Raw genomic sequence first — 26,988 nt, 5'->3', positions numbered from 1 at the left:
CCATCCCCCTGTACGAGACCACCCTCGCCCAGCGGATGGAGGTACTGGGCGACACCCACCCGGACACCCTGTCCACCCGCAACAACCTCGCCTACGCACTGGAATCAGCAAAGGCCGCACAACAGACCGATGCAGCAACTGAAGCACTCGATAGCGGCTCCCAGCCTCTCTCCCACACCCCTGAATAACCTGTATGCCCCTCCCTGTCGATCTCTATAGAGCTATGGCGCAGAAGGCCCTACGTCCCCAATCGAAGGGAGGCAGAAGCAGTGGCGAGTACAACGTGTTGTCCTGGTCTTTGTCCTGTACGCCAGAGGCCGCGCCCGTTCACCTGTATCCAGGCGCCCGCCTCAACCGCTGCATGAACACCTACGAACGCCCATGAACCCTGGAGCGGACAGTTGGAAAGCGTGTTGGGGGCAACCCCTCACGAGTTCGAATCTCGTATCCTCCGCCATTGCTCTCACCGGGCAATTCGTTGAAGGGCCCCACCGTTCGCGGTGGGGCCCTTCGACGTATGCCCGTCCGTTCTCCCGGACGGGCCCCTCAGGCGGGGCAGGGGGGGACATTCCGGCACGGGCGATCCCCTTGGCCTGGTTCCCCATGTCGACGAGCTCCCGCGCGATCTCCTCGTCGGTGAAGCCCGCCGCCCGCATGTCGGCCTCGGTGCGGTGCATGTCCTCCAGGAGCCCGTGGTGGCGCATTCGGGTCCGCTGGGCCTCGGCAGCACCGACCACGGACGAGCCGGCGGCACACAGGAGGGCGGCGGCGCGGCGCCTTCCCACGGGCGCACCGGCGATCACCCCCACGGGGGCGGGCCGACAGCCGGGCGCCCGCGCGAAGCGCCCCACGCCCGGAGGGGTGAACGGGCCGCCCGACAGGGGGCGTTCACCGGATCGGGGGGTGATCGGAGGGAGGGACGTTCCTGCTGCCACCCGTGTGTAGTGATGCAGATACTTTCTGTGATGACCAGTCGGCACTTTCAGCTCGAGGGGACATCTATGAGGAAGTTGGCGGCAGCTGTCGTGGCTGCGGGGTTGTTCGTCGGAGGAGCGGGGGTGGCGGCGGCCGACTCGTGGCACGGTGTAGCGCTCTTCAAGACGACCGGGGCGGAGTTCGCGGAAGGAATGTACAAATGGGAGCCCGCCGAGGTGCACCAGGGGGCATTCCACATCAAGGGTGAACTGCGCGACATCGGTCTCAACGACAACCACAACGTCTACCTGCTGGTGAAGGTGCACGGTTACGGGTGGAATCGCTTCGACGGTGTCCAGAAGAAGGACGTCTGGCTCGACAAGCTCGTCCACGATGGCGCCAGCCGGTACACGAACACCGCGGAAGTGCGCGTGTGCCAGAACCGCGGCTCCCTGCACCCTGACAACTGCTCTCCGACGAAGTCCTTCAAGCGCAATTAGGGCAGTCGACCTTCGTGGGAGCCGCTTGTCGGCGGCTCCCACTCCCACAGGAGTGCACACCATGACGGACGTCGTCCTCCGCGCCGAGGGCTTGGATCTCTTCTACGGCACCCAGCAGGCGGTGATCGATGTCGATTTCGCGCTCAAGCGCGGTGAAGTGGCCGCCATCACGGGTAGCAGCGGGTCGGGCAAGTCCTCCCTGCTGTACTGCCTCGCTGGAGTTCTGCCGCCCTCCAACGGCACGGTGACTTTCGACGGGGAGCAGCTCTCGTCGCTCCCCGACGGAGAACTCAGCGCGTTACGCCGTACCCGCCTGGGCTTCGTCTTTCAGTACGGGGAGTTGCTGCCAGAGCTGACCGTCGAGGAGAACGCGGCGCTCCCTCTCCGGCTCGCCGGCATCAGCAAGTCCCACGCCCACGCCATGGCGGCCCAGGTGTTGGGGCGGCTCGGAATGGGCGATCTGTTGCGGCGCAGGACGTCGAAGCTGTCAGGAGGCCAGAGCCAGCGCGTGGCGGTTGCGCGGGCTCTGGTCCACCGGCCGGACGTGGTGTTCGCGGACGAGCCGACCGGAGCTCTCGACAGTGCCAACGCAGCTGCCGTGCTCGATGAGTTCCTTCAGCTGGCGAGAAGACAGAAGACCGCCGTCGTCATCGTCACGCACGACGCCGATGTCGCCGCGAAGGCCGACACCCAGTACACGATGTCGGACGGCGTGCTGTCCGAACGGGTGACCGTGTGAACGCGTTCGTCCTCGGGATGCGCCTGCTCTGGGGAAGTGGACGCAGGGCCAGGGTCCGCTTTCTCCTGATGGCGCTCGGATCCGGTCTCGGGGTTGCCTGTCTGGCCGCCGCACTCACCATCCCGACGATCATCGCCGCCAACGACGCCCGGGTGACGAATCGCGCCATCTCCCCCGGGGCGAACAAGAATGCCGTCTACCAGGAATTCCTGGACCCCTACGGCTCGCAACCACTGCGGCGTGTCTTCATCGGCCACAAAGGTGTCGGCCCTCTGCCCGTTCCTCCGGGGATCAAGGCACTTCCTCGCGCAGGTGAAGCGATCGTTTCGCCGAAACTGGGCGGGATCCTGGCGGCCAACCCCCGCGCCGCTGGACTCGTGCCCGGTCGCGTGACCGGCATCATTTCCCCAGAGGGGTTGGGCGGACCGGACGAGCTGTACGCCTATATCGGCACCGACGCCGACGAACTGAGCGGAGCGGCGTCCCTCGGGCGCTTCGGCGCCACGTACACACGGCACGAGGTCATCGACCCCTCCACCCTGGACATCCTGCGGTTCACACTCGGCTGCATCGTGTTGCTCCCGCTCGTCATCTTCCTCTCCGTCTGCGCCCGGCTCTCCGGGGAGTCACGTGCACGTCGGCTCGCCGCACTCCGGCTCGTCGGCCTCAGCGTGCGGGACACCCTCCGGGTCAATGCCGGAGAGAGCGTGGTCGCCGCCTTCGCCGGGGCTGTGGTCGGACTCATCGGATACCTCGGGATCAATGAAGTCATGGCGTGGGTCGGGTTGCCCGGCTTGCGCTGGTACCCGGCCGATGGTCGGCCGGACGGGACGACCATCGCTGTGTGCCTGTTGGGATGCCCGGCCCTCGCCTGGGTCGTGGGGCAGTTCAGTGCACGGCGAGCGGCCCAGTCGCCCATCAGCGTGCGCCGGACCGGTGAGCGCAAGCCTCCGAAGAAGTACGGGACGCTGCTGCTGATCCCCGGCCTCGGAATCATCAGCGGATACTGCCTGCTCGACGCGATGGGACGGAATCCGTCAGGCGGATCGGCCGGCGCCGTGCTGGTTCCCGGCGCCGTGCTGATGACCGGGGCAGGGCTTGTGTTCGGTCTGGCGCCGATCACGGCCTGGCTTTCGCGCCGCCTGGCGGGAATGTCGCAATCGCTGCCGCTGGTGCTAGCCATGCGGCGCACGGAGGTCGATCCGGGGAGCGCCCTGCGGGTGGTCACCGGGCTTGTGCTGCTGGTATTCGGCGCCTCCCTCACTCAAGGGGTGCTCATCGAACTGGATCAGGTCAGTCGGCGGACGGCCCCGGTCCAGGAGTACAGCCTTCCGGCGGAAGAGCTGAGCACGCGACAGCGCTCGGAGATGGCCGCGTTGAGTGGAGTACAGGCCCATGGTCTGGTCGCCCAGTCATGGGTGGGCAGCTTGGAGGGGAGACCATCCAGTATCCGAGCAGTCATCGCCACGTGCGCCCAATTGGCTGCCTTCACCGAGACAACACATGGATGCACCGATAACAAGGTGCTGCGGATTACGGATGCCACGTTCCCTGCTGACAGGGATGCCCGCCCCGGTAACAGCTTCCCGTTCCTGCTCAACAACGGACGAAAACTGCACGTCTCCCTGCCTCAAGAAGCTGTCATGGTTCAGACGTACCAACCCTCAGAGTTCGGCGGCCCAAGCCTGCTCATCCCTCCCTCACTGCTCCCCCAAGGCGCCGAACCCGCCAACGCCCTCTTCGTCCTCGCCAGTCCTTCCGACCCCGCCACCATCCGCACCGTCCTCGACGGCATCGGGGCCGTTGCGCCCACCGCTTCCGTCGAGCCCGTCGGGATCGTCATCGACTCGCTCGCTCAGTTGACCGTGATTCGGAGTCTGCTGGTCGTCGGGATGGTGCTCGGGTTGGTGATCGGGGTTGCCGCGTTCGTCGTGTCCGTGGCTGATCGGGCCATGGAGCGGCGGGGGCAGGTCACCGCGCTCGCGTTGTTGGGGGCTCGGGCGGGGACGTTGCGGGTGGTGCAGGTGGTACAGGTGGTGTTGCCGTTGGTGGTGGGGTTGGGGGCGGCGATCGTCACCGGGTGGCTCGCCGAGTCCAGTTACCTGATCACCGGGGGCGGGGCCGTGCACTGGGACTGGGACGGGTTGCCCTTGTTGTTCGCCTGTGCGCTGGGGGTCGTGCTCGCCGCCGCCCTCGCCTCCGTTCCCATGGTGCGGCGGCACATCGATCCCGAGCACATCCGGCGGGACTGATCCTCGGCGGGGGCGGGAGCCTTCCCGGGGGTCGTGCGGAGCCCGGGCACGCGAGCGCGGTCATGCCGCCAGGGTGTGGGACGTCGTGCGGGATTCCACCCGGGTGCGCAGCGCCAGGGTGGTCGCCGCCGTGGCCGTCCCCGCCGCCAGTGCCGTCCACCACAGCGTCGCCGGGCCCAGGGTCGTGTAGGTCGTCACTCCCAGGGTGAGGGCTCCGAAGCGGGCCACTCCCCAGGTCCAGCTGAAGGCGCCCTGGTAGCGGCCGCGGGCGTGCGCCGGGGCCAGGTTGGCGAAGATGCCGGCCGCGATGCCCGCGACGGCGACCTCGCCGAGCGACCAGACCACGACCGACACCGTGTAGCCGGCGACGCCGTCGGCGAGGCCGGTCAGCGCGACGCCCACCGCGATCAGGCCGCTGCCCGCGCTCTGCACCACCAGTTGCGGGAGCCGCGCCAGCCAGGCGGTCGCGAAGGGCTGGAGCGCGACGACCAGGATCGCGTTGACGGCCGCCATCGCCCCGTACACCGCCGGCGAGAGGCCGCTGTCGCGGACGGCGAGCGGGAGGGCGACCTCGGTCAGCGAGTACACGAAGAGCTGGACGCCGAACAGGGGCAGGAGGAGCAGGGCCAGGCGGTCGCGGAGGACCACTCCGTAGCCGATGCCGTCCTTCGTGTGCCGCGCCGGGGCCGGGCGCTTCGGCTCCGGCAGGCGGACCGCCACCACCAGCGCGTACAGCAGCATCGAGCCCGCGTCGACCACGAACAGCAGCCAGTACCCCTGGGCCGCGAGGTAGCCGCCGAGGACGCCCGCCACGGCCGTGCCGATGTTCACGCCCCAGCCGAAGAGGGCGTACGCGCGCTGCCGCCGTTCGCTGTCGACGGCGTCGGCCAGCAGGGCGTACGCCGCCGGGGAGACCGCGCTGCCGGCCGCGCTGATCAGCAGCGCCGCCCCGGCCATCGTCCACACCCCCGGCGCCAGGAAGAGCGCTCCCTGCGCCGCCGCCGCGCCGATCAGGCCGATCAGCATCGTGGGGCGACGGCCGATGCGGTCGGCGAGGACGCCGCCCACCGCGGGGCCGATCAGGTTGCCCGCTCCGAGTGCGCCGAGCACGTACGAGGTGTCCCCGCCGGTCACCCCCCGCGAGGCGAGGAAGAAGACCAGGAACGGCGTGACGAGGTATCCGAGGCGGTTGACGATCGTTCCCGCGAAGATCGTCCAGACCGCCGGCGGGAGGCCTCTGAAGGCCGAGTCGGAGGGGGTGGGGGTTCGGGTGGGCTTGTCGGGTGTTCCAGGCATGGGGGGAGCGTGCTTCCTGTCCCCACCCCCCTTCCAATGATTAAGCTCAGGCCGAATCCGTTCGCCAGCCCCAGGACGTGGAACGCATGGAAGCCGGGCTCAGTTTCTCCGCCGCCGATCTCGCCCAGACCCGTTTCGCCGTCTCCCCCATGTGGGAGGTCGTCACCAGCTACCGCGTCGTCGCCCATCAGCCCGACTCCGCCCCGCACGGGCGCTGGGCCGCCCAGGTGCGGCCCCGGCTCGTCCGGGCCGGGCTCGACCGCGGCTGGCTCGCCGCCCTCGTCCCCGGTCTCGGGTACCTCGCCGACTTCCTCAACCCCACCCCCACCGGGCCCTTCCCCACCCTCGACGCCGAGCTCGACGCCATCCGCCGCTCCCCCGCCGCGCAGGTCCGGTCCGACCTCGACACCCTCGAGCAGAAGGGCGTGGACGCGGGCCGGCTCCGGCTGCTGCGCGAGGATCCCGAGGCCGTCCTGCCCAAGGTCGCCGACGAGATCGAGACGTACTGGGAGCTCGCCCTCGCCCCCTACTGGGCCCGCATCCAGAAGGTCCTGGAGGCCGACGTCTTCCACCGGGCGCGGCAGGTCGCCGAGCACGGTTCGGCGCGGGTGCTGAGCGAACTCCACGAGACCGTGCGGTGGGACGACGGCACCCTCCGGCTCGTACGGCGGCACTGCGCGCTCACCCGCGACCAGGCCGGCTCCGGGCTGCTGCTCGTCCCCTCCGTCTTCGCCTGGCCCAGGGTCCTCACCCGGTCTGTCCACCCCGATCCGCCCCAACTCGCCTACCCGGCCCGTGGTTTCGGGAGCGTCTGGGAGCCCCGTACCACCGATGCCACGGACGCCGTCGCCGCCGTCCTCGGCCGCTCCCGCACCCTGCTCCTCACCGAGCTCGACACCCCCGCCTCCACCACCCAGCTCGCCACCCACTGCGGCATGTCCGCCGCCGGCGTCTCCCAGCACCTCATCGCCCTGCGCAACGCCGGGCTCGTCACCGCCCACCGCAGCGGCCGCTCCGTCCTCTACGCCCGCACCGCCGTCGCCGATCAACTCCTGCACCCGTAGGGGAGGATGGCGGGGTGACCGATTCCCCCACCGCCTCCTCCGCCGCCTCCTCCGCCGCCTCCTCCGCCGCTTCCTCCGTCGAGCGCGTCGTCGTACGTGACGGCGTGCGGCTCTCCTGTCGCGACTGGGGCGGCTCCGGGCCCGACGCCCTCCTCCTCCACGGGCTCGCCGGTCACTCCGGGGAGTGGGACGCCGTCGCCCGGTCGCTCCGGGACGCCGGTCACCGGGTCGTCGCCCTCGACCAGCGGGGGCACGGCGGCAGCGAGCGGCGTCCGGCGGACGTCTCGCGCGCCGCGCACGTCGCCGACGTCGTCGCCGTCGTCCGGGAACTCGGTCTCGTGCGCCCCCTGTTGGTCGGGCAGTCCCTCGGCGGGCACACCGCCCTCCTGACCGCCGCCGCCCGTCCCGGCCTTCCCCGCGCGCTCGTCCTCGTCGAGGCCGGGCCCGGACGCGCCGAACCGGGCACGGGAGAGCTGATCGGGGACTGGCTGCGGGCGTGGCCGGTGCCGTTCCCCTCGCGGGAGGCGGCCGTCGCCCACCTGGGGAACGGGAAGGCGGCCGTCGGGGAGGGGTGGGCCGACGGGCTCGAGGAGCGCGCGGGGGGATTCCGGCCGCGCTTCGACGCCGACGTCATGGTCCGGTCCCTCGACGAGAACGTCCGCCGCGCCTTCTGGGACGAGTGGGCGGCCGTCCGCTGCCCCGCGCTCGTCGTCCTCGGCGAGGGCGGGCAGGGCGGGATCATCGACGGGGACGAGTACGCGGAGATGGCCCGGATCCAGCCCGGCCTCCACGGCGTGAGCCTGCCCGGTGCCGGGCACGACGTGCATCTGGAGCGGCCCGAGGTGCTGGCCGGGCTGATCCTCCGGTTCTCGTCCTCCTCCGCCCCTTGCCCTGGAGTGCACTCCAGTTCCTAGAGTGCGCGCATGCGCTATCGGATACTCGGCGGGACCGGGATCGACGTCAGCACCTACTGCCTCGGCACCATGATGTTCGGAGCCGTCGGCAATCCGGACCACCAGGAGTCCGTACGGATCATCCATGCCGCCCTCGACCAGGGCGTCAACTTCGTGGACACCGCCGACATGTACTCGGCCGGCGAGTCCGAGGAGATCGTCGGCAAGGCGCTGCGCGACCCGCGGCGCCGGGAGGCGACCGTGCTCGCCACCAAGGTGTACTTCCCGGTCGGCGGCGAGGGCCCCAACAGGGGCGGCAGCTCGCGGCGTTGGATCACCCTCGCCGTCGAGAACAGCCTCAAGCGGCTCGGCACCGACTGGATCGACCTGTACCAGGTGCACCGGCCCGACCACCGGACCGACATCGAGGAGACCCTCGACGTCCTCGGCGACCTCGTCACCCAGGGGAAGGTCCGGGCCTTCGGCTGCTCCGCCTTCCCCGCCGAGGAGATCGTCGAGGCGCACGCCGTCGCCGAGCGGCGCGGGCTGCGCCGGTTCCGCTCCGAGCAGCCGCCGTACTCGCTGCTGGCGCGCGGCGCGGAGGCGCACGTGCTGCCCACCGCCCAGAAGTACGGGATGGGGGTGCTGACCTGGAGCCCGCTCGCGTCCGGGTTCCTCACCGGGAAGTACCGCAAGGGGCGGCCGATCGACATGACCAGCGGGCGGCCCGCGCTCACCCCGCACCGCTTCGACCCCTCGCTGCCGGTCAACGCCGCCAAGCTCGACGCCGTCGAGGAGTTCGTCGCGCTGGCCGACGAGATCGGGTGCTCGCTGCCCGAGCTGGCGATCGCGTTCGCCGCCGCCCACCCGGCCGTGACGTCCGTGATCATCGGGCCCCGGACGATGGAGCAGCTGGAGGGGCTGCTGAAGGGCGCGCCGGTCGTCCTCACCGACGAGGCCCTCGACCGGATCGACGCGATCGTGCCGCCGGGGACCGACCTCTACCAGCCGGACGGCGCCTGGCGGTCGCCCGTCCTCACCGATTCCTCCCTGCGCCGGCGGCCGATCGGCGAGCGCTCGGCCGGGTGAGCGGGGGCGGGTTCGTGAAGACGGTGACGGAGTTCCCGGACTCGGCCGCCGCCTGAATCCATGATGGGGCCCATGGGAGACACCAGGTTCATCGACGCGGCGGAGCGGCGGGCCCGGCTCGGAGTGCGGCACCGGCTGGCCGGGAGCGCGCGGGCGGGGTCGGCGGCGGAGGTCGGGGGCGCGCTCGTGGCGCTGCACGGGACGGATCCGGCGAGCGTGTTCCTCGCGGTGGCGGCGCGGCTGGCCGAGGGGGTCGAGCCGGTGGGGGCGGTGGAACGGGCGCTGTACGAGGACGGGGCGCTGGTCCGGATGCACGGCATGCGGCACACGCTCTTCGTCTTCCCGGCCTCCCTCGCCGCCGCCGTCCAGGCCTCGACGACCCGGCCGGCGGCCGTCCGGGAACGCACCACGCTCCTCAAGCAGTTGGCGGCCGGCAGCACCTTCGACGGGGCCTGGCTCGCGGAGACCGAGCGGCTCGTCCTCGCGGAGCTGGCCGCACGGGGCGAGGCGACCGGGACCGAACTCGGCGCGGCCGTGCCGAGGTTGAGGTCGACGTACGTGTACGGGCCGGGCACCCGCCAGGAGGGGACGCAGTCCGTGGCGAGCCGGGTCCTGCGGGTGCTGGGCATGGAGGGCCGGATCGTACGGGGCCGGCCGCAGGGGACGTGGACGTCGAGCCGCTTCCGGTGGGCGGTCGCCGGGGCCCACCCCGTACGGGACCCGGCGGAGGCGCGGGCGGAGCTGCTGGGGCACTGGCTCGGGGCGTGCGGTCCCGCGACCGAGGCGGACCTGACGTGGTGGACGGGGTGGAAGGTCACGGACGTGCGCAAGGCGCTCGTGGCGGTGGGGGCGCTGCCGGTGACGGTGGACGGGGGGACGGGGTTCGTCCTGCCGGACGACCTCGGGCCCGTACCGGAGCCGGAGCCGTGGGCGGCGCTGCTGCCCGCGCTCGACCCGACGCCGATGGGCTGGCAGGGCCGCGACTGGTACCTGGACCCGGCTCACCGGGCGGCGCTGTACGACCGCAGCGGGAACATCGGGCCGACGGTGTGGTGGAACGGCCGGGTCGTCGGCGGCTGGGCGCAGCGGCCGGACGGCGCCGTCGTCCACCGGCTCCTCGCCGACGTGGGCGCGGAGGCGGAGCGGGCGGTCGGGGCGGAGGCGGCGCGCCTCGCGGAGTGGCTGGGGGACGCCCGGGTGACGCCCCGCTTCCGGACGCCGCTGGAACGGGAGCTCTGCGCGGCCCGGACCTGACCGGCAGGACGGCTTCCGGTCGCGCGGCCCGGACCTGACCGGCAGGACGGCTTCCGGTCGCGCGGCCCGGACCGGCAAGGCACCGCCTAGTGGCGGACGTCCAGGCCGGAGACGCCCAGGTCGAAGAGGCCGTCGAGGACCAGGTCGACGCCGACGGCGGCGAGCAGCAGGCCCAGGAGGCGGCCGAGCAGCTCGATCGTGGCGTGGTGGGTGCGGCGCAGGATCTGGGCGAGGAGCAGGACGCAGGCCAGGTCGAGGGCGATGACGGCCACGTACGCGCCGACCACCGTCGAGCGCCAGCTGAAGGAGTCGCGCTCGGCCGCCTCGATGAGCACGGCGGTCAGGGCGAGCGGGCTCACGACGTACGGCATGAGCAGCTCGCGCACCCCGCTGACCAGGTCGGGGGCGTCCTGGTGGGCGCCGTCGGAGCCGAGGTGGAGGCCGAGGACGAGACCGACGGCGTAGATGAAGAAGATGACCCCGCCCGCCAGCTGGAGGGCGGGGGTGCTGATGTGGAAGAGGTCCAGCAGCCAGGGCGACGTGATGCCGGTGACGAGGCCGACGAGGACGGCCGCGCCGGAGGAGATGAGGGCGACGGTCCGCATCTGGCGGACGTCGTGGACCTGGGCGAGGCCGGCGAAGGCGAGGAGCACCTTCGGGGGACCGACGACGGAGAAGAAGGTGATGAAGGCGGCGGAGAAGGTGAAGGCGTTCACACCGGAAATCATGGGGCAGCCGAGTGATTTATCACGCTTTTCCGGTTTCCGTCCGCGCGGTGTCGAGAACGGCCGCCCGGCTCCGACTGTGCTGCGAGGGACAGATCGGCCCCATGAGCGAGGAGGACGTCATGAAGTACCTGGTGATGGTGCAGGGGTCGCAGGCCGACTACGAGGCGATGGCGGGCCGCGGCTCCGCGCAGAGTCCCGCCTGGGACGGGGCGCAGATCAAGGCGATGTCCGACCACATGAACGCGATCACCGAGGAGGTGTCCGCGAACGGCGAGCTGGTCGACGCCCAGGGCCTCGCCGCCCCGTCCACGGCCCGCTTCGTCACGGCGGGCGCCGACGGCGAGCCGGTCGTCACCGACGGCCCGTACGCCGAGACCAAGGAGGTCCTCGCCGGCTACTGGGTCCTCGACTGCGCCTCCCTGGACCGCGTCACCGAGATCGCCGCCCGGGTGGCCCGCTGCCCGGTCCCGCCCGGCTCCCCGGACCACCCGGTGGTCATCCGCCCGATCGACGAGACGGGCCCGGCCCCGGACTGAACCCGGTGCGCCCCGCGGGCCCCGCCGGTCGCGCGGGGCCCGCCCCGACAGGTGTCATCCTTGGTCTTCGACGGGACCCCGTGCCGGGGAGTAAATTACCCCCTGGGGTATCTGTGGAGGAGTGGCAGTGGAACTCGATCTCGCGGGCGCCGAGCTCAAGGCGGTCCTGAACCGGCTGCGCCGGGCCCAGGGCCAGATCGCCGGGGTGATCCGGATGATCGAGGAGGGGCGTGACTGCGAGGAGGTCGTCACCCAGCTGGCCGCCGCCTCGCGGGCCCTCGACCGGGCCGGGTTCGCGATCATCGCGACCGGTCTCCAGCAGTGCCTGACCGACATCGAGGGCGGGCGCAGGAACGGCGAGGACCCCGAGGCGATGCGGGCCCGCCTGGAGAAGCTCTTCCTCTCCCTGGCCTGACCGGGGAACTCCCCGGCCCGACCGGGGGACGGATGCGGAAGCACCCCCGGAGGCGATGCCTCCGGGGGTGCTTCCGCATCCGTCGTCAGTCGTCCGCCAGGCCCTTCAGGCGCTTCGCGATGCGGGTCAGGCGCTCGCCCTGGTAGCGGGCGCCCGCGAGGACCGCCTCCCCCGGGGCGCCGTTGTCGGCCGGGTGGGAGGTGCCGTACGGGTTGCCGCCGGCCGCGTACACCGCCGGGTCGGTGAAGCCGGGCGAGACGATGACCGAGCCCCAGTGGTGGAAGGTGTTGTAGAGCGCGAGCAGCGTCGACTCGTTGCCGCCGTGGACGTTGTGGGCGCTGGTGAAGGCGGTGGCGGGCTTGTCCGCCATGACGCCGCGCTGCCAGAGGCCGCCGGTCGTGTCGACGTACTGCTTGAGCTGCGCGGACACGTTGCCGAAGCGGGTCGGGGAGCCGAGCGCGTACGCGTCCGCCCACTCCAGGTCCTCCAGCGTGGCGACCTCCACGTCCCCGGTGGCGTCCACGTGGGCGCGCCAGGCCGGGTTGGCGTCGATGGCGGCGTCGGGGGCGAGCTCGGGCACCCGGCGCAGGCGGACCTCGGCGCCGGCCTTCTCGGCGCCCTCGGCGAGGGCCTGGGCGAGCTGGTGCACGGCTCCCGTGGCCGAGTAGTAGATGACGGCGACCTTGACGGACATGGCGGACTCTCCTCAGCCGAACACGAACGGACCCTCACGAACGGACCAAGCGGATCGCTTTCCGCTTCGCCGTGACCGAGATTAAACGGATTCCTATCCGTTTTTCAAGGGGGACAGGTATGCTCACCTCAGGAAGCCGAGAAGCGACCAGGGGGAGACGGAGCTCGGGGACACAGGGACAGGAGTCGGCAGATGAGTACGGAGAACCCGCGGGCCGGAGACCGGACGGCGCCGGTGCTCAGCCTGCTCCCCACCGTCGACACCCCCGGCCCCGAGCGCGCCGACGCGGCCCGCAACCGGCGCAGGATCCTCGACGCGGCCGCCCGGATCGTCGCCGAGGAAGGCCCCGACGCCGTCACCATGAACCAGGTCGCCCACGCCAGCGGCATCGGCGTCGGCACCGTCTACCGCCGCTTCGGCGACGTCTCCCAGCTGCTGTGGGCACTCCTCGACGAGCGCGAGCGCACGTTCCAGGAGGCGTACATGAGCGGCCCGCCCCCGCTGGGCCCCGGTGCCCCCGCCGCCGAGCGGCTCGACGCCTTCCTCGACGCGCTCGTCGACCGGGTCGCCGCTCAGCGCGCCCTGCTGCTCGCGGCGCACTCCGCCGCCCCCCGAGCCCGCTACCACAGCGGCGCCTACCGGGTGATGCACACCCACATGTCCCTGCTCATCGGGCAGCTCAGGCCGGGGAGCGACCGCACGCTCCTCGCGCACCTGGCGCTCGCGCCGTTCTCGCCCGACGTCATGCACCACCTGACGGTCGAGCAGGAGCTGTCGGCCGAGCGCCTCAAGACCGGCGTGCGGGAGCTGCTGACCCTGCGCGCCTGACCCCGGCCGGCCCGTTCGGTCCGGCCGATTCGGTCGGACCCGCTCCGAAGAACGTCGACCGCTCCGCGGACGGTGGTGGACCGGCGGCCTCCGCCGTCGCAGGATCACCGCATGACCACGTACCTGATCCTGCACGGCTTCCAGAACCGCCGCCCGCCCGCCCACTGGCAGCACTGGCTCGCCGGGCGGCTGCGCGAGCGCGGCCACGAGGTCCGCTACCCCCAGCTGCCCGCGCCGGACGCCCCCGTCCTCGACGAGTGGCTCGACGCCCTGGAGGAGCACGGACAGCGCCCGGCCGAGGGGGAGTTCGTGGTCCTCGCCCACAGCCTGTCGGTGCTGCTGTGGCTGCGCGCCGGGGACCGGAGGCCGGACGCCGACCGGGTCCTGCTGGTCGCGCCGCCCTCCCCGGAGGTCGCCGCCTCGATCCCGGAGATCGCCGCCTTCGCCGACGGCCTCGACCTGTCGGAGGCGGGGCTCAAGGCGCGCCTCGTGTACGGGGACGGGGACCCGTACTGCCCCGAGGGCGCCGACCTGCACTACGGCATCCCGCTCGGCCTCGACCTGGACCCCGTGCCGGCCGGCGAGCACCTCAACCCCGACTCGGGGTACGGGGAGTGGCCCTCGCTCCTGGACTGGTGCGAGGACCCGGCCGTACGGGTGCGGGGGAACGGAAGCCCGTGAGCGCGGACCCGTCCCGGCCGGAAAACCCCCCGCCCCGCGGCGCCCGCGCCCGGTAGCGTCGGCCGGATGCATCCCGAGACCGCACCTCACGACCAAGGCCTGCTCGACGTGGGCGACGGCAACCTCGTCCACTGGGAGGCGTACGGGAACCCGGACGGCAAACCCGCGCTCGTCGTGCACGGCGGGCCGGGTTCCGGCTCCTCCCCGCGCAGCCGGCGGCACTTCGACCCGGAGGCGTACCGGATCGTCCTCTTCGACCAGCGCGGCTGCGGTCGCTCCACCCCGCACGCCGGCGACCCGGCCGCCGACATGACCGTGAACACCACCGCGCACCTGGTGGCCGACATGGAGCGGCTGCGCGAACACCTCGGGATCGACACGTGGCTGCTGTACGGCGGGTCCTGGGGCTCCACGCTGATCCTGGCGTACGCGGAGGCCCATCCCGAGCGCGTGTCGGAGATCGTCCTCGCGTCCGTCACGACCACCCGCCGCTCCGAGACCGCCTGGCTGTACGAGGGCGTCGGCCGCTTCTTCCCCGAGGCCCACGAGCGGTTCCGGGCGGGGGCGGGGAACGCCTCCGACGTCGTGGGGGCGTACGCGGCCCTCATGGACCACCCCGACCGGGCCGTACGGGAGAAGGCCGCGGCCGACTGGTGCGCCTGGGAGGACGCGGTCCTCTCCCCGGAGGGCATGGGAACCCCGTACACCGACCGGGTCGACGACGCCCGGCTCGGCTTCGTCCGCATCTGCTCGCACTACTTCGCGCACGGCGCCTTCCTGGAGGAGGGCGCGCTGATCCGCGACGCGCACCGGCTCGCCGGCATCCCCGGGGTCCTGATCCACGGCCGGCTCGACATGGGCGGGCCGCTCACCACCGCCTGGGAGCTGGCCCGCGCCTGGCCGGACGCCGAGCTGCACGTCGTCGAGCGCGCCGGGCACCTGGGCGGCGAGGAGACCCGGGAACGGATCCTGGCGGCCCTCGACCGCTTCGCGAAGAGGTGAACCCACCGGGCGATCATCACGCACGCGCGTGATGATCGACGCGTGAACCCCGAAACCCGTCCCGAAAGCCGCGAAAGGAGACCCACGGACCGGGAATTGATAATTCCGCATTTCCCTCCCGCTCCGACCTGACAGCAATCGTGACGGATCTGTTCACAGAACGCCCCCGAGATCGCTAGCTTCCCCTCAACCTCCGTCCGTACCGGGAAGGACTTCTGTGAACGCATCCCAGCGCCGAGCCGCGGCCATCCTCGCCGCCGCCGCCCTCGCCACCCCGCTGGTCCTCGCCTCCCCCGCCACCGCGGGTCAGGACCCCGCGGCCGCGCCCGCCCGCGACGCCGCCAGGCTGGCGAAGAAGCTGGTCCGCGAAACCACCGCCCGGGACGCCTACGAGCACCTGCAGAAGTTCCAGGCGATAGCCGACTCGGCCGCCGGAAACCGCGCGGCCGGCACCCTCGGCCACGACGCCTCGGCCGCGTACGTCTACACCCGGCTCAAGAAGGCCGGGTACGACGTCCGGTACCAGCAGTTCGACTTCGTCTACACCGAGACGCTCACCGAGAAGGCCTCCGTCCTCTCCCCCGACGCCCGGACGCTCGGCATCAAGGCGATGACGTACACGAAGTCCACCCCGGTCGGCGGCATCACCGCCGAGCTGGCGGCCGTCCCGGTCGACGCCGACGGCTCCACCGGCTGCGAGCCCGGCGACTTCGCCTCCGGCACCTTCACCGGGAAGATCGCGCTGATCAAGCGCGGCGTCTGCTCCTTCGCGATCAAGCAGCAGAACGCCGCCGCGGCCGGTGCCGCCGGCGCGATCGTCTACAACAACGTCGACGGCGCCCTCTCCGGCACCCTCGGCGAACCGGCCGCCGGCAGGATCCCCACCGGCGGGATCAGCCTGGCCGAGGGCACGCGGCTCGCCGACGACCTCGCCAAGGGCCCGGTCTCGCTCTCCTTCGAGATCCGCCAGCTCCAGGAGAAGCGCACCACCAACAACGTCATCGCGGAGACCAGGGGCGGCAACGCCGCGAACACCGTGATGCTCGGCTCCCACCTCGACTCCGTCACCGCCGGCCCCGGCATCAACGACAACGGCTCCGGCTCCGCCGGCCTCCTGCAGACCGCCCTGGAGCTCGCCAGGTCGAAGGAGAAGGTCCGCAACAAGGTCCGCTTCGCCTGGTGGTCGGCGGAGGAGGTCGGCCTCCTCGGCTCCGAGCACTACGTCAACGGCCTGTCGGCGCTCGACCGCAAGGAGATCAAGCTCTACCTCAACTTCGACATGATCGCCTCGCCGAACTACGGCCTGTTCGTGTACGACGGCGACAACTCGGACGGCGTCGGCGCGGAAGCCGGCCCCGAGGGCTCCGCCCAACTGGAGCGCGACATCAACGACTTCATGGACGGGCGCGGGGTCCCGCACGAGGGCACCGACTTCACCGGCCGCTCCGACTACGGGCCGTTCATCAAGGTCGGCATCCCCTCCGGCGGCACCTTCACCGGCGCCGAGGGCATCAAGACCCCCGCCCAGGCGGCCAGGTTCGGCGGGACGGCCGGCGTCGCGTACGACGTGAACTACCACGCCGAGGGCGACGACATCCGCAACATCGACATGAAGGCCTTCGACGTCAACATCGACGTCATCGCCAACGCCGTGGGCACCTACGCCCACGACATCTCCTCCCTGCGCAGGCCGGTGGTCTCCACCCCCACCACGGGCGACGCGGGCAGCGGCGGCGGCCTGCACGGCGACCACGACGAGGTGACCGCCTAGTCAGCGCCTCCGGCGGGCCGTCCCGAAGATCGAGCGGCTGATCTCCCGGCCCAGCTGGGTGCCGATCGACCGGGCCAGGGAGCTGAAGATCCCGCTGCCCACCACCTGCTCGGCGAGCGAGGGCTCCTCCTTCTCACGGGGAGCCCTCGCCCCCGCCTTCCCGGCCTCCTTCGCCGTCTCGGCCTTCTCGGCCTCCTTCGCGGCCGCCGCCTCCAAGGCCGCCTCCTCCGCCGCCCGCTGCTCGGCGGTCAGCCTCTCGTACGCCGACTCCCGGTCCACCGCCTGCGCGTACCGCCCGTACGACGGCGAACCCTTCACCGCCGCGTCCAGGACCGCCGCGTCGACCGGGCCCATCAGCGACTCGGGGGCCCGCAGCCGGGTCACCGCCACCGGTGTCGGAGCGCCCTCCTCGCTCAGTACGGTGATCACCGCCTCGCCCGTACCGAGCCCGGTGAGCACCGCCTCCAGGTCGTACGGCGACTTCGGGAAGGTCCGCACCGCCGCCTTCAGGGCCTTCGCGTCGTCGGGGGTGAAGGCGCGCAGCGCGTGCTGCACCCGGTTGCCGAGCTGCGCGAGCACGTCCGGAGGGACGTCCTTCGGGGTCTGCGTCACGAAGAAGACCCCGACGCCCTTCGAGCGGATCAGCCGCACCGTCTGCGTGATCGACTCCAGGAACGCCTTCGAGGCGTCGTGGAAGAGCAGGTGCGCCTCGTCGAAGAAGAAGACCAGCTTCGGCTTCTCCGGGTCGCCGACCTCCGGGAGGTCGCCGAAGAGGTCCGCCAGCATCCACATCAGGAAGGTCGAGAACAGCTGCGGCTTGTCCCGCACGGCCGGCAGCTCCAGGACCGAGACGATCCCGCGCCCGTCCGCCGCCGTCCGCAGCAGCTCGGCCGTGTCGAACTCCGGCTCCCCGAAGAAGTCCCCCGCCCCCTGCTGCTCGAGGGCCGTGATCGACCGCAGGATCACCCCGGCCGTCGCCGTCGACAGACCGCCGATGCCCTTGAGCTCGGCCCTCCCGGCGTCCGAGACCAGGAAGGCCACCACCGCCCGCAGGTCCTTGAGGTCGATCAGCTCCAGGCCCTTGGCATCGGCGTAGTGGAAGATCAGACCGAGCGACTGCTCCTGCGTCCGGTTGAGCCCGAGCACCTTGGACAGGAGCACCGGACCGAAACCGGTGACCGTCGCGCGGACCGGGATGCCGGGGCCGGTGCCGCCGAGCCCGTAGAACTCGCAGGGGAAGCCGCGTCCCCGCCACTCCTGGCCCACCTGCCCGGCACGCTCCCGGACCCTCTCGCCGTCCTGGCCGGGGGCGGAGATCCCGGAGACGTCGCCCTTGACGTCGGCGAGGAAGACCGGCACGCCGTTCGCCGAGAGCTGTTCGGCGATCAGCTGGAGCGTCTTGGTCTTGCCGGTGCCGGTCGCCCCGGCGACCAGGCCGTGCCGGTTGAGCACGGACAGCGGGACGCGGATACGCGCGTCCGGGTGACAGACGCCGTCCCAGAGCAGGGCCCCCAGTTCGAGTGCGGGCCCGTCGAAGGCGTACCCGGCGGCGATGCCGGTCGCCTCGGCGCCCGGTGGCTGCTCGCTCGCGCTCATGACGGCACCCCGATTCCGGTTCTGTCACGGTTTGCACCAGCATCCCACTGCTCCCGCGTGGCTGCGCCGGGAGCCGCTCGCCCGGTAGGCTTTCCGTGTGATCTTCAAGCGCATCGGAAACGGAAAGCCGTATCCCGACCACGGCCGGGAAAGCACCCGGCAGTGGGCGGACGTCGCCCCGCGCCCGGTCCGCCTCGACCAGCTGGTGACTACCAAGGGCCAGCTGGACCTGGAGACCCTGCTCGCCGAGGACTCCACCTTCTACGGCGACCTCTTCGCGCACGTCGTGAAGTGGCAGGGCGACCTCTACCTCGAGGACGGACTGCACCGTGCCGTCCGCGCGGCGCTCCAGCAGCGCCAGGTGCTGCACGCCCGCGTCCTGGAACTCGACTGACCGCCTCCCGGGAGCCCGTCCCGCTGGGCCTTTCGGGGTCAGTTCGCCCCCATCCGGACGCGATCACATGATCATCAAGTAGGCATCGCCGACGGGCGGCATTACGCTGCGTTCATGAGCATGCTCACTCCCCCCGGCATGGGCGGAAAGTACCGCATCACGGGGGATGTCTACCCCCGCATGCGCCGCCCCCACCGCCGGCGCAGGATCGTCCTCGCGTCCGCCGCCGCCGTGGTCGTGCTCGGCGCGGCCGGCTGGGGGACGCTCCAGCTCGTCGACGTGTTCTCCGGCGACGGGGACACCAGGACGACGGCCGGGAAGCAGACCGACTGCAAGCCCGCCCCCAAGGCGACCGCCGCGCCCGCCGCCGCCTTCCCCGAACCCGCGCAGATCACGGTCAACGTCTACAACGCGACCCCGCGCAGCGGGCTCGCCAAGACGACCGCGGACGAGCTCAAGAAGCGCGGCTTCAAGATCGGCAAGGTGGGGAACGCGCCCGCCGCCTACGACAAGAAGGTCCCGGGCGCCGGCCTGCTGCTCGGCGCCTCCGGAGCCGCCAAGGGCGCCCTGCCGGTCCTCGGCACCCAGCTCGCGGGCGCCACGTCCAAGACGGACACCCGGGGCACGGCGGACGTGGACCTGATCATCGGGACCGCGTTCAAGACGCTGTCCCCGAAGACGACGGCGGACGCGGCCCTGGTCACCCTGACCAAGCCCGCGCCCGCGGTGAAGCCTTGCCGTTAGGTCCTGCTCGGCGGAGCCGGCGGTGAACCGTCCGGCCGAGCCGGCGGCGTCCTGTTCGGCGGAGCCGGCGGCGTCCTATTCGGCGGAGCCGTACATGCGGTCGCCCGCGTCGCCCAGGCCCGGGACGATGTAGCCGTTCTCGTTGAGCCGCTCGTCGACCGAGGCCGTCACGACGGTCACCGGCGTGCCCGCGAGCTCGCGCTCCATGACCTCGACGCCCTCCGGGGCGGCGAGGAGCACGACCGCGGTCACGTCGTCGGCGCCGCGCTTGATGAGCTCCTGGATCGCCGCGACCAGCGTGCCGCCGGTCGCCAGCATCGGGTCCAGGACGTACACCTGGCGGCCCGAGAGGTCCTCCGGCATCCGCGTCGCGTAGGTCGACGCCTCCAGCGTCTCCTCGTTGCGGATCATGCCGAGGAAACCGACCTCGGCCGTCGGGAGCAGCCGGACCATGCCGTCGAGCATCCCGAGCCCGGCGCGCAGGATCGGGACCACCAGCGGACGCGGGTACGACAGCTTCACGCCGGTCGTGGGCGTCACGGGGGTCTCGATGTCGACCTGCTCGGTCCGCACGTCCCTGGTGGCCTCGTAGGCGAGCAGGGTGACCAGCTCGTCGGCGAGACGGCGGAAGGTCGCGGAGTCCGTGCGCTTGTCGCGCAGGGTGGTGAGCTTGTGGGCGACCAGGGGGTGGTCGACGACGTGGAGACGCATGACTCAACAGTAGCCCGCCGCGCACTGGCATCGACCCGCGCCGCTGGGGGAAGGTGGGGTCACAGGGACCCAGCGATGGGGTGGTGTGGCCGATGCCCGACCTGGAAGAACCGGCTGAGGGAGTCGCCGAGGGGGCGGCCCGCACGCCGGCACGGGAGACCGACGCGGAGCGCCGCAGGCGCCGCGCGCAGTTCCTCCGCGAGCTGAACGAGGCGAAGGCGCTGCGCGAACGCGTGCAGCCGCGGCGCGCCCGGGCCGCACGGATGCGGCAGCAGATGCGCATGAGGACCTTCCGGTGGTGAGGTCCCGGCCGGAGGATCCGCCGTGCGCCCCCTCTGTGCGCCGGGGTCGCACGCCCGCCCGATCGCGGGGTCGTTCAGACTGATGCACGACGCAAGAGCCGAAGACCTCTCCTGATCGCGTCGTTTCTGTCACGATGCCGATTGGGCGGGGCATCAGGCTCGCGCCGCCGGAACGTCACACCTCTGATCAGTGGGAGAGAGTCAGGTGTACTTCGCCGCACTGCTCGCGCGCACCGAAGACGGGTGGGAAGCGAGCGACACGGAGCTCGACGACGTGGAGACCCTGTCGGATCTGGCCGAGCTCGCCCGTGAGGCCTCGGACGACGACACGGTGATCGTCTTCATCGAGCAGGAGGACGCGTGGTTCGGGATCGTCCGGATCGAGGGTGAGGAAGACCCTCGTGTCTACGTCTCGGACGGGGCCGCCGCCGCCCGTTCCTCGTACGGGGAGATGCTCACCCGGGAGATCCTCGGCGACGACCTGGACGACCTGGTCGACGACCTGGAGGCGCTGGACCTGGACGGCACCGAGGACGGGGAGCCGCTCGACGCGGACGGGGACGACGAGGCGGGCTCCGTCGCCGCCGAGGCCGTCCCGGCCGCCCCGGTGGGCGACCGGCTGGTCCTGGCCGACCTCGGGATGTCGGCGGAGGACCTGCTGGCCCTCGACACGGACGCGCTCGCGGAGATCGCGGACGCGCTGGGCGCCGCCGAGGTCCTGGAGGCCGTCCGCTAGTGGCGCCCGCGGCACCCGTCCCCGACCCCGCTCCCGACGCCGTTCGGGACCCGGTCCGGGATCCCTGGCGGGACGCCATGCGTCTCGCCCTCGCCGAGGCCGACGCGGCCGCGCCGGCCGGCGACGTACCGGTCGGGGCGGTCGTGCTCGGCCCGGACGGCACGGTGATCGCCCGCGCGCACAACGAGCGGGAGGCCACCGGCGACCCCACCGCGCACGCCGAGGTGCTCGCCCTGCGCCGGGCGGCGGCGGTCACCGGCGAGTGGCGGCTGACGGGCTGCACGCTGGTCGTGACCCTGGAGCCGTGCGTGATGTGCGCCGGCGCGCTCGTCCAGTCGCGCGTCGAGCGGGTGGTGTTCGGGGCGCTCGACGAGAAGGCGGGGGCGACCGGTTCGCTCTGGGACCTCGTGCGGGACCGGCGGCTGAACCACCGCCCCGAGGTGGTCCAGGGCGTCCTCGGCGAGGAGTGCGCGGAGCAGTTGACGGCCTTCTTCCGCAGTCGCTGACGCACCCGTCGGCCCCCTTCCGACCTGCGGAGGGATGCGGATTTCATCGCAGCGGGACTTTGGGCTAAGCTCTCTCTCGGTAGCGTGTCCGAGCGGCCGAAGGAGCTCGCCTCGAAAGCGAGTGTGGGGAAACTCACCGAGGGTTCAAATCCCTCCGCTACCGCTTCGATCGAAGGGCCCGACGCATCAGCGTCGGGCCCTTCGGCGTATCTCCGTGGCCCTTCCGGCTCGACACCCGTCCTGCTCGTCCGTCACCCTTCCGGGGGCGGCGAAAGGCCCCGATCGCAGGGCCCTTGGCGCACAAGGCCTCGGTTAGAGTGGCGCGGTCGTGCGGCGGGGGAACAGGGGAGGGCTGGGCAGGTGGCACAAGCGAAGAAAGTCGTGCTGTACGCGGTCGTGGTCTTTGTGCTGTACACGATCGTCACGTCCCCGGCCAGGGCCGCCGACCTGGTCCAGGTAGGGTTCGAGGGCATTTCCAGCGCCGCCCAGGGGGTCGGTCAGTTCATGACCGAACTCGTCAACTAGGAGCCCACCGTGATCCGCCATCTGGTCCTCTTCAAGCTCAACGACGGCGTCGCTCGCGACGAGCCGCGCGTGGTCGCCGGCGTGGAGGCGTTCCGTGCGCTCGGCGGGCAGATTCCGGAGCTGACGTTCTGGGAGTGCGACTGGAACATCACGGACCGCCCGATCGCGTACGACTTCGCCATCAACTCGGCCGTCGAGGACACGGACGCGCTCCAGCGCTACCTGGACCACCCCGCCCACCAGGCCGGTGTCGCCCAGTGGCGCGAGTTCGCCACCTGGGTGATCGCGGACTACGCCTTTTAGTCCCCTCTTCACCCCGAGGCCCCCTGCCCTCGCGGCGGGGGGCCTTTTCCGCGCGTGACCTCCCCCTTTTCCGCCACTATGCCCCCAACACGGGATTATGCGGTGCTTGCACACAGTGGACATGTCTTGTGATGCTATGACCGCTTTTGACGGATGAGTTGACCGTAGCTGACCCGGTCGACCAGCAAGGACAGGCGAAGGGGTGGCGTGAACGTGCCGGCCAGTACAGCACCTCAGGTCCCGCCCCAGCACGAGGCGGGCGGCGCCCCCGAGGCCCCCCGCACGCGCCCCCAGAGCACCCGCGGCGCCGACACCCGCGCCCTCACCCAGGTGCTCTTCGGGCAGCTCAAGGACCTGGAGCCGGGCACCGCCGAGCACCACCGGGTGCGCGGCGCCCTCATCGAGGCCAACCTGCCGCTCGTACGGTACGCGGCGGCCCGCTTCCGCTCCCGCAACGAGCCGATGGAGGACGTCGTCCAGGTCGGCACCATCGGCCTCATCAACGCCATCGACCGCTTCGACCCCGACCGGGGCGTCCAGTTCCCCACCTTCGCGATGCCGACCGTCGTCGGCGAGATCAAGCGGTACTTCCGCGACAACGTGCGGACCGTCCACGTGCCGCGCCGGCTGCACGAGCTCTGGGTCCAGGTGAACGGCGCCACCGAGGACCTGACGACCGCTCACGGCCGCTCCCCCACGACCGCGGAGATCGCCGAGCGGCTGCGGATCGGCGAGGACGAGGTGCTCGCCTGCATCGAGGCCGGCCGCTCGTACCACGCCACCTCCCTGGAGGCCGCCCAGGAGGGCGACGGGCTGCCCGGACTGCTCGACCGGCTCGGCTACGAGGACCCCGCGCTCGCCGGCGTCGAACACCGCGACCTCGTCCGGCACCTGCTCGTCCAGCTTCCCGAGCGGGAACAGCGGATCCTGATGCTGCGCTACTACAGCAATTTGACCCAGTCTCAGATCAGTCAGGAGCTCGGCGTCTCCCAGATGCACGTGTCAAGGCTCCTCGCCCGCAGTTTCGCCCGCTTGAGATCCGCAAACAGGATCGAGGCGTAACCGGAACGGGTAGACCGCTCCTGAGCGGTTTTCACCCGGGCCAAATGCCGTACACCCCTTGTTTCCTGCGGAAATGCATCGTCGCTGTGTCGACAAGTCACTACAGCGTGTTGCCGACATGTGACATTCTGCTGGAACCGAGTTTGCCGCAGCCCCGCCGCCGGTATTCAGGTGGAGGCTGCGTTCCTCAGACGGTCGCGGCCACCGCGACCGTCCGCGACCTCAAGGGGGTGGCATGTCCACAGAACTGGGCAGCTCGAAGGTGCTCACGCTCACGCCCGTTCCCGTGCCCGCGCAGACGACGGCGCCGACCGCGGCCGACGGCACGGAGACCGTGAACACCGCTGGGACCACCGAGACCGCGCCTCCGCCGATGGTCGTCACGTCCGGCGCCCTCGACACCCGCACCCTCTCGCGCTCCCTCTTCCTGCGGCTGCGCTCCCTCGACGCCGAGGGAGCCGCGGCCGACAGCCCGGAGCGGACCTACGTCCGCGACACCCTCATCGAGCTCAACCTCCCGCTCGTGCGGTACGCGGCGGCCCGCTTCCGCTCCCGCAACGAACCGATGGAGGACATCGTCCAGGTCGGCACCATCGGCCTCATCAAGGCGATCGACCGCTTCGACTGCGAACGGGGCGTCGAGTTCCCGACGTTCGCGATGCCGACCGTCGTCGGCGAGATCAAGCGCTTCTTCCGCGACACCTCGTGGTCGGTGCGGGTCCCGCGCCGGCTCCAGGAGCTGCGCCTCGCCCTGACCAAGGCCAGCGACGAGCTCGCGCAGAAGCTCGACCGCTCCCCCACCGTGCCCGAACTCGCCGCCGTGCTCGGGGTGTCGGAGGAGGACGTGGTCGACGGCCTCGCCGTCGGCAACGCCTACACCGCCTCCTCGCTGGACTCCCCCTCGCCCGAGGACGACGGCGGCGAGGGCTCGCTCGCGGACCGCCTCGGCTACGAGGACACGGCCCTCGAAGGCGTCGAGTACCGCGAGTCGCTCAAGCCGCTGCTCGCCAAACTGCCGCCCCGCGAGCGGCAGATCATCATGCTGCGCTTCTTCGCGAACATGACGCAGTCGCAGATCGGCGAGGAGGTGGGCATCTCCCAGATGCACGTCTCGCGGCTCCTCACCCGCACCCTCGCCCAGCTGCGCGAGGGCCTCATCTCCGACTGAGTTCCGGAAAACCCCCGTTTGCCGACAGCGCGTCGGCCAGACTGGGGCGCATGAGGCGCAGGAAGCCCGGACTCGTGGCGGTGGCGCTCTGCCTCGGCGGGGCGCTGACCGCGTGCGGTGGCGGAGGAGACGGCGAGGGGTACGCGGCGGTCGGCGCCGGCCCCTCCCCGAAGGGCGCGGTCGCCCCTTCGGGCGTGGTCACCCTGGTCCCCCTGGAGAGCCCTTCCGCGAGCGGGACGACGTCCAGCACGTCCTCCCCGTCGCCCGCGGCACCCGGGTCGCCCGGAGCGGCCGGGACGCCCGGGGCGGCCTCCACGGGCGGGGACGGGGCCTTCCCGGGCCCGTCCGGGACTTCCGGGACTCCCGCCTCCGGGACCTCCGGACCCTCCCGTACGGACACGAGCACGGGATCGGGTACGAGTGCGGGATCGGGGTCCGGGCCGGGTACGGCGTCGACGACCGCGCCCGGTCGCGGAGGGAGCGGCACCGGCACCCCGCGTCCCCCCTCCGGCACGCCCGGGTCCACGCCGCCCGGCACCGACACGCCCCCGTCGTCGACCGCCCCGACCCCCGCGCCCGGGCCCGCCGTGCTCACCGTCTCCGCGCCCGGTCTCGCGGACGGCGACCGGCGCTGGTGCCAGCGGGTCACCGTGACCTTCCGCAACACCGGTGGTTCCGCGGCCACTTCGGGAACGGTCGGCTTCGCGACGCACATCATCGGCCTGCTCGGCACCGACTGGGGAACGGTCCCCTCCAGTCAGCCGCTGCCCGCGCCGATCGCCGCGGGAACGTCACGGACGCGGACGTACACGGTGTGCGTGGAGTCCTGGCGGGTGCCGATCGGCATGCGGATCGACACCCGCGAGGTCACCGCCACATGGCGCTGAGCAGTACCTTCGCGAACCCGGCCGGGTGCTCCACGCAGCCCACGTGGCCGCCGGGGAACTCCGTCCGCACGGCGCCGGTCAGTTCGGCGAGCCGCCGGGCCGGTCCGGCGAGCGCCTCCTGATCCGCGGACTCCTCGCCGACGCCCAGGACCAGCTTCCCGGCGGCGGCGCGCAGCCCCTCCAGATCGGGGGCGGAGGAGGAGAAGGGGACCAGGACGTGCTCCAGGAAGACCGGCATGTTGGCGGCCATGCGGGAGGCCATCGGGCGGAGGGAGGCGGGTGGTTCGCCGCCCTGCCGCTCCGGCTTCCGGCCGTCCGGCGTCTCGGAGAACCGGGCCATCGCCGGCCCGAGCCCCCGCGTGCGGTGCAGCTCGCGCACCTCGGCGAAGTGGTCGCGGTACGGGGCCGGGTCGGCGAGCAGCTCCACGAGGGGCGGCTCGTGGGCGACGAGCCGGCGCACCCGGTCCGGGCGGGCGGCGAGCAGGGAGAGGGCGACGATGCCGCCGGAGCTGCTGCCGAAGACGTGGGCGGGCTCGTCCGGGGAGACCGCGTCCAGGACCGCGAGGGCGTCGTCGCGCCACTCGGCCACCCGCTGGTCGGCGGGGGGCCCGTCGAGCGGACTGCGCGACAGGCCGCGCTGGTCGTACGAGACCACGGTGTGTCCGGCGTCCGCGAGGAGGCCGGCCATCCCTTCGAAGAGCCCGGCGTCCCCGGCACCACCGGGGATCAGCAGCAGCGCGGGGCCGCCGCCCCGGGACTCGTACCTCAGGGTCGCCCCCGGGACCTTCACCGTGCCGACGTCGATGCCGTTCATGATCCGTTCCCCCAGTTCTCCAGGACGTGGTGGAGCGCGTCCAGCGAGCGCGCCCAGGATGCGGCGACGGGGCGGGAGTGCGCGAAGCCGCCGCCCAGTTCGAGGTGGACGTAGCCGTGGAAGGCGCTGCGGAGCAGGCGTCCGGCGTCGGTGAGGTCGGGTTCCCGGAGGCCGTAGCCGCGCAGCATGCCGTAGGTGAGCTCGACGGCCCGCAGGAGGACGGTGGTGTCCTCGATCTCCTCCGGCTCGATCCGCTGCTGCGCGGCCGCGTACCGCCCGGGGTGCGCGAGGGCGTAGTCGCGGTAGGCGTCGGCGAAGGCGACGAGCGCCTCCTTGCCGGACCGGCCGGCCACGGCGGCGCCGATGGCGTCGTTCATCTCGCCCGAGGCGAGGAGCGCGAGCCGGACCCGCAGGTCGCGCAGGTTCCTGACGTGTGAATAGAGGCTCGCGTCCTTGACCCCGAAGCGGCGCGCCAGGGCCGAGACGGTGACCTTGTCGAGGCCGCTCTCGTCCGCCATCTCGGCGGCGGCCCGCACGAGGCCGTCGACGGTGATTCCCGCGCGCACCACGGCTCTCCCCTTCC

Annotated in this window: 31 protein-coding genes and 1 tRNA gene; 25 read left to right on the top strand and 7 right to left on the bottom strand. The window is 71.9% G+C overall.

Annotated elements, in window-relative coordinates:
- The 4 genes from ACZ66Z_RS25495 to ACZ66Z_RS25480 all read left to right on the top strand — a co-directional run.
- A partial coding sequence (locus ACZ66Z_RS25495; protein ID WP_469937641.1) for a hypothetical protein occupies positions 1 to 188 on the top strand: 188 nt, incomplete at its 5' end.
- 870 nt (positions 189 to 1,058) lie between these two features.
- Positions 1,059 to 1,415 carry a hypothetical protein gene (locus ACZ66Z_RS25490; RefSeq protein ID WP_469937639.1) on the top strand — a complete coding sequence of 119 codons (357 nt, stop codon included), beginning with the start codon at positions 1,059 to 1,061 and terminating at the stop codon, positions 1,413 to 1,415.
- 61 nt (positions 1,416 to 1,476) lie between these two features.
- Positions 1,477 to 2,154 (top strand): ABC transporter ATP-binding protein, encoded by a 678-nt coding sequence (locus ACZ66Z_RS25485; RefSeq protein ID WP_469937637.1) that lies wholly within the window; start codon positions 1,477 to 1,479, stop codon positions 2,152 to 2,154.
- Entirely contained in the window at positions 2,151 to 4,406 is a 2,256-nt protein-coding gene (locus ACZ66Z_RS25480; protein WP_469937635.1) for an FtsX-like permease family protein, read from the top strand. Before ACZ66Z_RS25485 ends, ACZ66Z_RS25480 begins: the two co-directional genes overlap by 4 nt.
- A gap of 60 nt (positions 4,407 to 4,466) precedes the next feature.
- Here the strand turns inward: ACZ66Z_RS25480 and ACZ66Z_RS25475 are convergent, their stop codons facing one another.
- Entirely contained in the window at positions 4,467 to 5,702 is a 1,236-nt protein-coding gene (locus ACZ66Z_RS25475) for an MFS transporter (RefSeq protein WP_469937633.1), read from the bottom strand.
- Positions 5,703 to 5,788: 86 nt separating this feature from the next.
- On the opposite strand from ACZ66Z_RS25475, the gene ACZ66Z_RS25470 reads away from it, so the two are divergent.
- From ACZ66Z_RS25470 to ACZ66Z_RS25455, 4 genes are all read left to right on the top strand, one after another.
- The gene (locus tag ACZ66Z_RS25470; protein WP_469937654.1) at positions 5,789 to 6,766 is read left to right on the top strand and encodes an ArsR/SmtB family transcription factor; all 978 of its coding nucleotides are present in this window, start codon (positions 5,789 to 5,791) and stop codon (positions 6,764 to 6,766) included.
- A 104-nt stretch (positions 6,767 to 6,870) separates the two neighbouring features.
- The gene (locus ACZ66Z_RS25465; RefSeq protein WP_469937652.1) at positions 6,871 to 7,680 is read left to right on the top strand and encodes an alpha/beta fold hydrolase; all 810 of its coding nucleotides are present in this window, start codon (positions 6,871 to 6,873) and stop codon (positions 7,678 to 7,680) included.
- Positions 7,681 to 7,689: 9 nt separating this feature from the next.
- Positions 7,690 to 8,748, top strand: coding sequence for an aldo/keto reductase (locus ACZ66Z_RS25460; protein ID WP_469937631.1), 1,059 nt, complete (start codon positions 7,690 to 7,692; stop codon positions 8,746 to 8,748).
- Between the two features lie 72 nt (positions 8,749 to 8,820).
- Positions 8,821 to 10,002 carry a winged helix DNA-binding domain-containing protein gene (locus ACZ66Z_RS25455; protein ID WP_469937629.1) on the top strand — a complete coding sequence of 394 codons (1,182 nt, stop codon included), beginning with the start codon at positions 8,821 to 8,823 and terminating at the stop codon, positions 10,000 to 10,002.
- A gap of 86 nt (positions 10,003 to 10,088) precedes the next feature.
- On the opposite strand, the gene ACZ66Z_RS25450 is transcribed toward ACZ66Z_RS25455, so the two are convergent.
- Positions 10,089 to 10,718, bottom strand: a complete 630-nt coding sequence (locus ACZ66Z_RS25450) for a MarC family protein (protein WP_469937627.1) — start codon at positions 10,716 to 10,718, stop codon at positions 10,089 to 10,091.
- 131 nt (positions 10,719 to 10,849) lie between these two features.
- On the opposite strand from ACZ66Z_RS25450, the gene ACZ66Z_RS25445 reads away from it, so the two are divergent.
- Both ACZ66Z_RS25445 and ACZ66Z_RS25440 read left to right on the top strand, forming a co-directional pair.
- On the top strand, positions 10,850 to 11,266 hold the full coding sequence (locus ACZ66Z_RS25445; protein ID WP_469937650.1) for a YciI family protein: 417 nt from the start codon (positions 10,850 to 10,852) through the stop codon (positions 11,264 to 11,266).
- A gap of 127 nt (positions 11,267 to 11,393) precedes the next feature.
- Complete coding sequence (locus ACZ66Z_RS25440; protein WP_469937625.1) at positions 11,394 to 11,681, top strand: metal-sensitive transcriptional regulator; 288 nt, start codon at positions 11,394 to 11,396, stop codon at positions 11,679 to 11,681.
- An 85-nt stretch (positions 11,682 to 11,766) separates the two neighbouring features.
- Here the strand turns inward: ACZ66Z_RS25440 and wrbA are convergent, their stop codons facing one another.
- Complete coding sequence (wrbA, locus tag ACZ66Z_RS25435) at positions 11,767 to 12,375, bottom strand: NAD(P)H:quinone oxidoreductase (protein ID WP_469937623.1); 609 nt, start codon at positions 12,373 to 12,375, stop codon at positions 11,767 to 11,769.
- 192 nt (positions 12,376 to 12,567) lie between these two features.
- Between wrbA and ACZ66Z_RS25430 the strand changes: the two genes are divergently transcribed.
- The 4 genes from ACZ66Z_RS25430 to ACZ66Z_RS25415 all read left to right on the top strand — a co-directional run bounded on the left by ACZ66Z_RS25430 (position 12,568) and on the right by ACZ66Z_RS25415 (position 16,657).
- Positions 12,568 to 13,203, top strand: a complete 636-nt coding sequence (locus ACZ66Z_RS25430) for a TetR/AcrR family transcriptional regulator (protein WP_469937622.1) — start codon at positions 12,568 to 12,570, stop codon at positions 13,201 to 13,203.
- A 111-nt stretch (positions 13,204 to 13,314) separates the two neighbouring features.
- Positions 13,315 to 13,884, top strand: coding sequence for an RBBP9/YdeN family alpha/beta hydrolase (locus tag ACZ66Z_RS25425; protein ID WP_469937620.1), 570 nt, complete (start codon positions 13,315 to 13,317; stop codon positions 13,882 to 13,884).
- Between the two features lie 66 nt (positions 13,885 to 13,950).
- A complete protein-coding gene (gene pip, locus ACZ66Z_RS25420; protein WP_469937618.1) occupies positions 13,951 to 14,886 on the top strand; it encodes a prolyl aminopeptidase in 936 nt (311 codons plus the stop codon).
- A gap of 217 nt (positions 14,887 to 15,103) precedes the next feature.
- The gene (locus tag ACZ66Z_RS25415) at positions 15,104 to 16,657 is read left to right on the top strand and encodes a M28 family metallopeptidase (protein WP_469937616.1); all 1,554 of its coding nucleotides are present in this window, start codon (positions 15,104 to 15,106) and stop codon (positions 16,655 to 16,657) included.
- Here ACZ66Z_RS25415 and ACZ66Z_RS25410 read toward each other — a convergent pair whose 3' ends face one another.
- Positions 16,658 to 18,253, bottom strand: coding sequence for a helicase HerA-like domain-containing protein (locus tag ACZ66Z_RS25410; protein WP_469937614.1), 1,596 nt, complete (start codon positions 18,251 to 18,253; stop codon positions 16,658 to 16,660). It lies immediately after the preceding gene.
- Between the two features lie 97 nt (positions 18,254 to 18,350).
- Between ACZ66Z_RS25410 and ACZ66Z_RS25405 the strand changes: the two genes are divergently transcribed.
- Together ACZ66Z_RS25405 and ACZ66Z_RS25400 are read left to right on the top strand one after the other, a co-directional pair.
- Positions 18,351 to 18,647, top strand: a complete 297-nt coding sequence (locus ACZ66Z_RS25405; protein WP_030209440.1) for a type II toxin-antitoxin system VapB family antitoxin — start codon at positions 18,351 to 18,353, stop codon at positions 18,645 to 18,647.
- Between the two features lie 114 nt (positions 18,648 to 18,761).
- Positions 18,762 to 19,391 (top strand): LytR C-terminal domain-containing protein, encoded by a 630-nt coding sequence (locus ACZ66Z_RS25400; RefSeq protein ID WP_469937612.1) that lies wholly within the window; start codon positions 18,762 to 18,764, stop codon positions 19,389 to 19,391.
- A gap of 75 nt (positions 19,392 to 19,466) precedes the next feature.
- Here the strand turns inward: ACZ66Z_RS25400 and upp are convergent, their stop codons facing one another.
- The gene (gene upp, locus ACZ66Z_RS25395; protein ID WP_015034991.1) at positions 19,467 to 20,102 is read right to left on the bottom strand and encodes a uracil phosphoribosyltransferase; all 636 of its coding nucleotides are present in this window, start codon (positions 20,100 to 20,102) and stop codon (positions 19,467 to 19,469) included.
- A 92-nt stretch (positions 20,103 to 20,194) separates the two neighbouring features.
- Between upp and ACZ66Z_RS25390 the strand changes: the two genes are divergently transcribed.
- From ACZ66Z_RS25390 to ACZ66Z_RS25350, 9 genes are all read left to right on the top strand, one after another.
- A complete protein-coding gene (locus tag ACZ66Z_RS25390; protein WP_469937611.1) occupies positions 20,195 to 20,404 on the top strand; it encodes a hypothetical protein in 210 nt (69 codons plus the stop codon).
- Positions 20,405 to 20,609: 205 nt separating this feature from the next.
- A complete protein-coding gene (locus ACZ66Z_RS25385) occupies positions 20,610 to 21,140 on the top strand; it encodes a tRNA adenosine deaminase-associated protein (protein WP_469937609.1) in 531 nt (176 codons plus the stop codon).
- A 77-nt stretch (positions 21,141 to 21,217) separates the two neighbouring features.
- Positions 21,218 to 21,646: a tRNA adenosine(34) deaminase TadA gene (tadA, locus tag ACZ66Z_RS25380; RefSeq protein WP_469937607.1), complete on the top strand. Its 429-nt coding sequence runs from the start codon at positions 21,218 to 21,220 to the stop codon at positions 21,644 to 21,646.
- A gap of 78 nt (positions 21,647 to 21,724) precedes the next feature.
- Positions 21,725 to 21,809, top strand: a tRNA-Ser gene (locus ACZ66Z_RS25375).
- A 197-nt stretch (positions 21,810 to 22,006) separates the two neighbouring features.
- Positions 22,007 to 22,171 carry a hypothetical protein gene (locus ACZ66Z_RS25370; RefSeq protein ID WP_469937605.1) on the top strand — a complete coding sequence of 55 codons (165 nt, stop codon included), beginning with the start codon at positions 22,007 to 22,009 and terminating at the stop codon, positions 22,169 to 22,171.
- A gap of 9 nt (positions 22,172 to 22,180) precedes the next feature.
- Positions 22,181 to 22,474, top strand: coding sequence for a Dabb family protein (locus ACZ66Z_RS25365; protein WP_469937603.1), 294 nt, complete (start codon positions 22,181 to 22,183; stop codon positions 22,472 to 22,474).
- A gap of 213 nt (positions 22,475 to 22,687) precedes the next feature.
- The gene (locus ACZ66Z_RS25360) at positions 22,688 to 23,536 is read left to right on the top strand and encodes an RNA polymerase sigma factor SigF (protein ID WP_469937601.1); all 849 of its coding nucleotides are present in this window, start codon (positions 22,688 to 22,690) and stop codon (positions 23,534 to 23,536) included.
- Positions 23,537 to 23,771: 235 nt separating this feature from the next.
- The gene (locus ACZ66Z_RS25355) at positions 23,772 to 24,704 is read left to right on the top strand and encodes an RNA polymerase sigma factor SigF (protein ID WP_469937600.1); all 933 of its coding nucleotides are present in this window, start codon (positions 23,772 to 23,774) and stop codon (positions 24,702 to 24,704) included.
- 50 nt (positions 24,705 to 24,754) lie between these two features.
- Positions 24,755 to 25,591: a hypothetical protein gene (locus tag ACZ66Z_RS25350; RefSeq protein WP_469937598.1), complete on the top strand. Its 837-nt coding sequence runs from the start codon at positions 24,755 to 24,757 to the stop codon at positions 25,589 to 25,591.
- Here ACZ66Z_RS25350 and ACZ66Z_RS25345 read toward each other — a convergent pair.
- Complete coding sequence (locus ACZ66Z_RS25345) at positions 25,572 to 26,405, bottom strand: alpha/beta fold hydrolase (RefSeq protein ID WP_469937596.1); 834 nt, start codon at positions 26,403 to 26,405, stop codon at positions 25,572 to 25,574. The genes ACZ66Z_RS25350 and ACZ66Z_RS25345 overlap by 20 nt on opposite strands.
- Positions 26,402 to 26,974, bottom strand: coding sequence for a TetR/AcrR family transcriptional regulator (locus ACZ66Z_RS25340; protein WP_469937594.1), 573 nt, complete (start codon positions 26,972 to 26,974; stop codon positions 26,402 to 26,404). Before ACZ66Z_RS25340 ends, ACZ66Z_RS25345 begins: the two co-directional genes overlap by 4 nt.
- Between the last annotated feature and the right edge of the window lie 14 nt (positions 26,975 to 26,988).

Source organism: Streptomyces sp. NPDC107498 (assembly GCF_055582805.1).
Note: the sequence above shows the minus strand (reverse complement) of the source record. Positions and strands in the feature narration are given on the sequence as shown.

Coding starts and splice junctions, on each gene's coding strand:
- ACZ66Z_RS25485 (WP_469937637.1), top strand. CDS start 1,477: ATGACGGACGTCGTCCTCCGCGCCGAGGGCTTGGATCTCTTCTACGGC.
- ACZ66Z_RS25475 (WP_469937633.1), bottom strand. CDS start 5,702: ATGCCTGGAACACCCGACAAGCCCACCCGAACCCCCACCCCCTCCGAC.
- ACZ66Z_RS25470 (WP_469937654.1), top strand. CDS start 5,789: ATGGAAGCCGGGCTCAGTTTCTCCGCCGCCGATCTCGCCCAGACCCGT.
- ACZ66Z_RS25460 (WP_469937631.1), top strand. CDS start 7,690: ATGCGCTATCGGATACTCGGCGGGACCGGGATCGACGTCAGCACCTAC.
- ACZ66Z_RS25455 (WP_469937629.1), top strand. CDS start 8,821: ATGGGAGACACCAGGTTCATCGACGCGGCGGAGCGGCGGGCCCGGCTC.
- ACZ66Z_RS25445 (WP_469937650.1), top strand. CDS start 10,850: ATGAAGTACCTGGTGATGGTGCAGGGGTCGCAGGCCGACTACGAGGCG.
- wrbA (WP_469937623.1), bottom strand. CDS start 12,375: ATGTCCGTCAAGGTCGCCGTCATCTACTACTCGGCCACGGGAGCCGTG.
- ACZ66Z_RS25430 (WP_469937622.1), top strand. CDS start 12,568: ATGAGTACGGAGAACCCGCGGGCCGGAGACCGGACGGCGCCGGTGCTC.
- ACZ66Z_RS25425 (WP_469937620.1), top strand. CDS start 13,315: ATGACCACGTACCTGATCCTGCACGGCTTCCAGAACCGCCGCCCGCCC.
- pip (WP_469937618.1), top strand. CDS start 13,951: ATGCATCCCGAGACCGCACCTCACGACCAAGGCCTGCTCGACGTGGGC.
- ACZ66Z_RS25410 (WP_469937614.1), bottom strand. CDS start 18,253: ATGAGCGCGAGCGAGCAGCCACCGGGCGCCGAGGCGACCGGCATCGCC.
- ACZ66Z_RS25400 (WP_469937612.1), top strand. CDS start 18,762: ATGAGCATGCTCACTCCCCCCGGCATGGGCGGAAAGTACCGCATCACG.
- upp (WP_015034991.1), bottom strand. CDS start 20,102: ATGCGTCTCCACGTCGTCGACCACCCCCTGGTCGCCCACAAGCTCACC.
- ACZ66Z_RS25390 (WP_469937611.1), top strand. CDS start 20,195: ATGCCCGACCTGGAAGAACCGGCTGAGGGAGTCGCCGAGGGGGCGGCC.
- tadA (WP_469937607.1), top strand. CDS start 21,218: ATGCGTCTCGCCCTCGCCGAGGCCGACGCGGCCGCGCCGGCCGGCGAC.
- ACZ66Z_RS25355 (WP_469937600.1), top strand. CDS start 23,772: ATGTCCACAGAACTGGGCAGCTCGAAGGTGCTCACGCTCACGCCCGTT.
- ACZ66Z_RS25350 (WP_469937598.1), top strand. CDS start 24,755: ATGAGGCGCAGGAAGCCCGGACTCGTGGCGGTGGCGCTCTGCCTCGGC.
- ACZ66Z_RS25345 (WP_469937596.1), bottom strand. CDS start 26,405: ATGAACGGCATCGACGTCGGCACGGTGAAGGTCCCGGGGGCGACCCTG.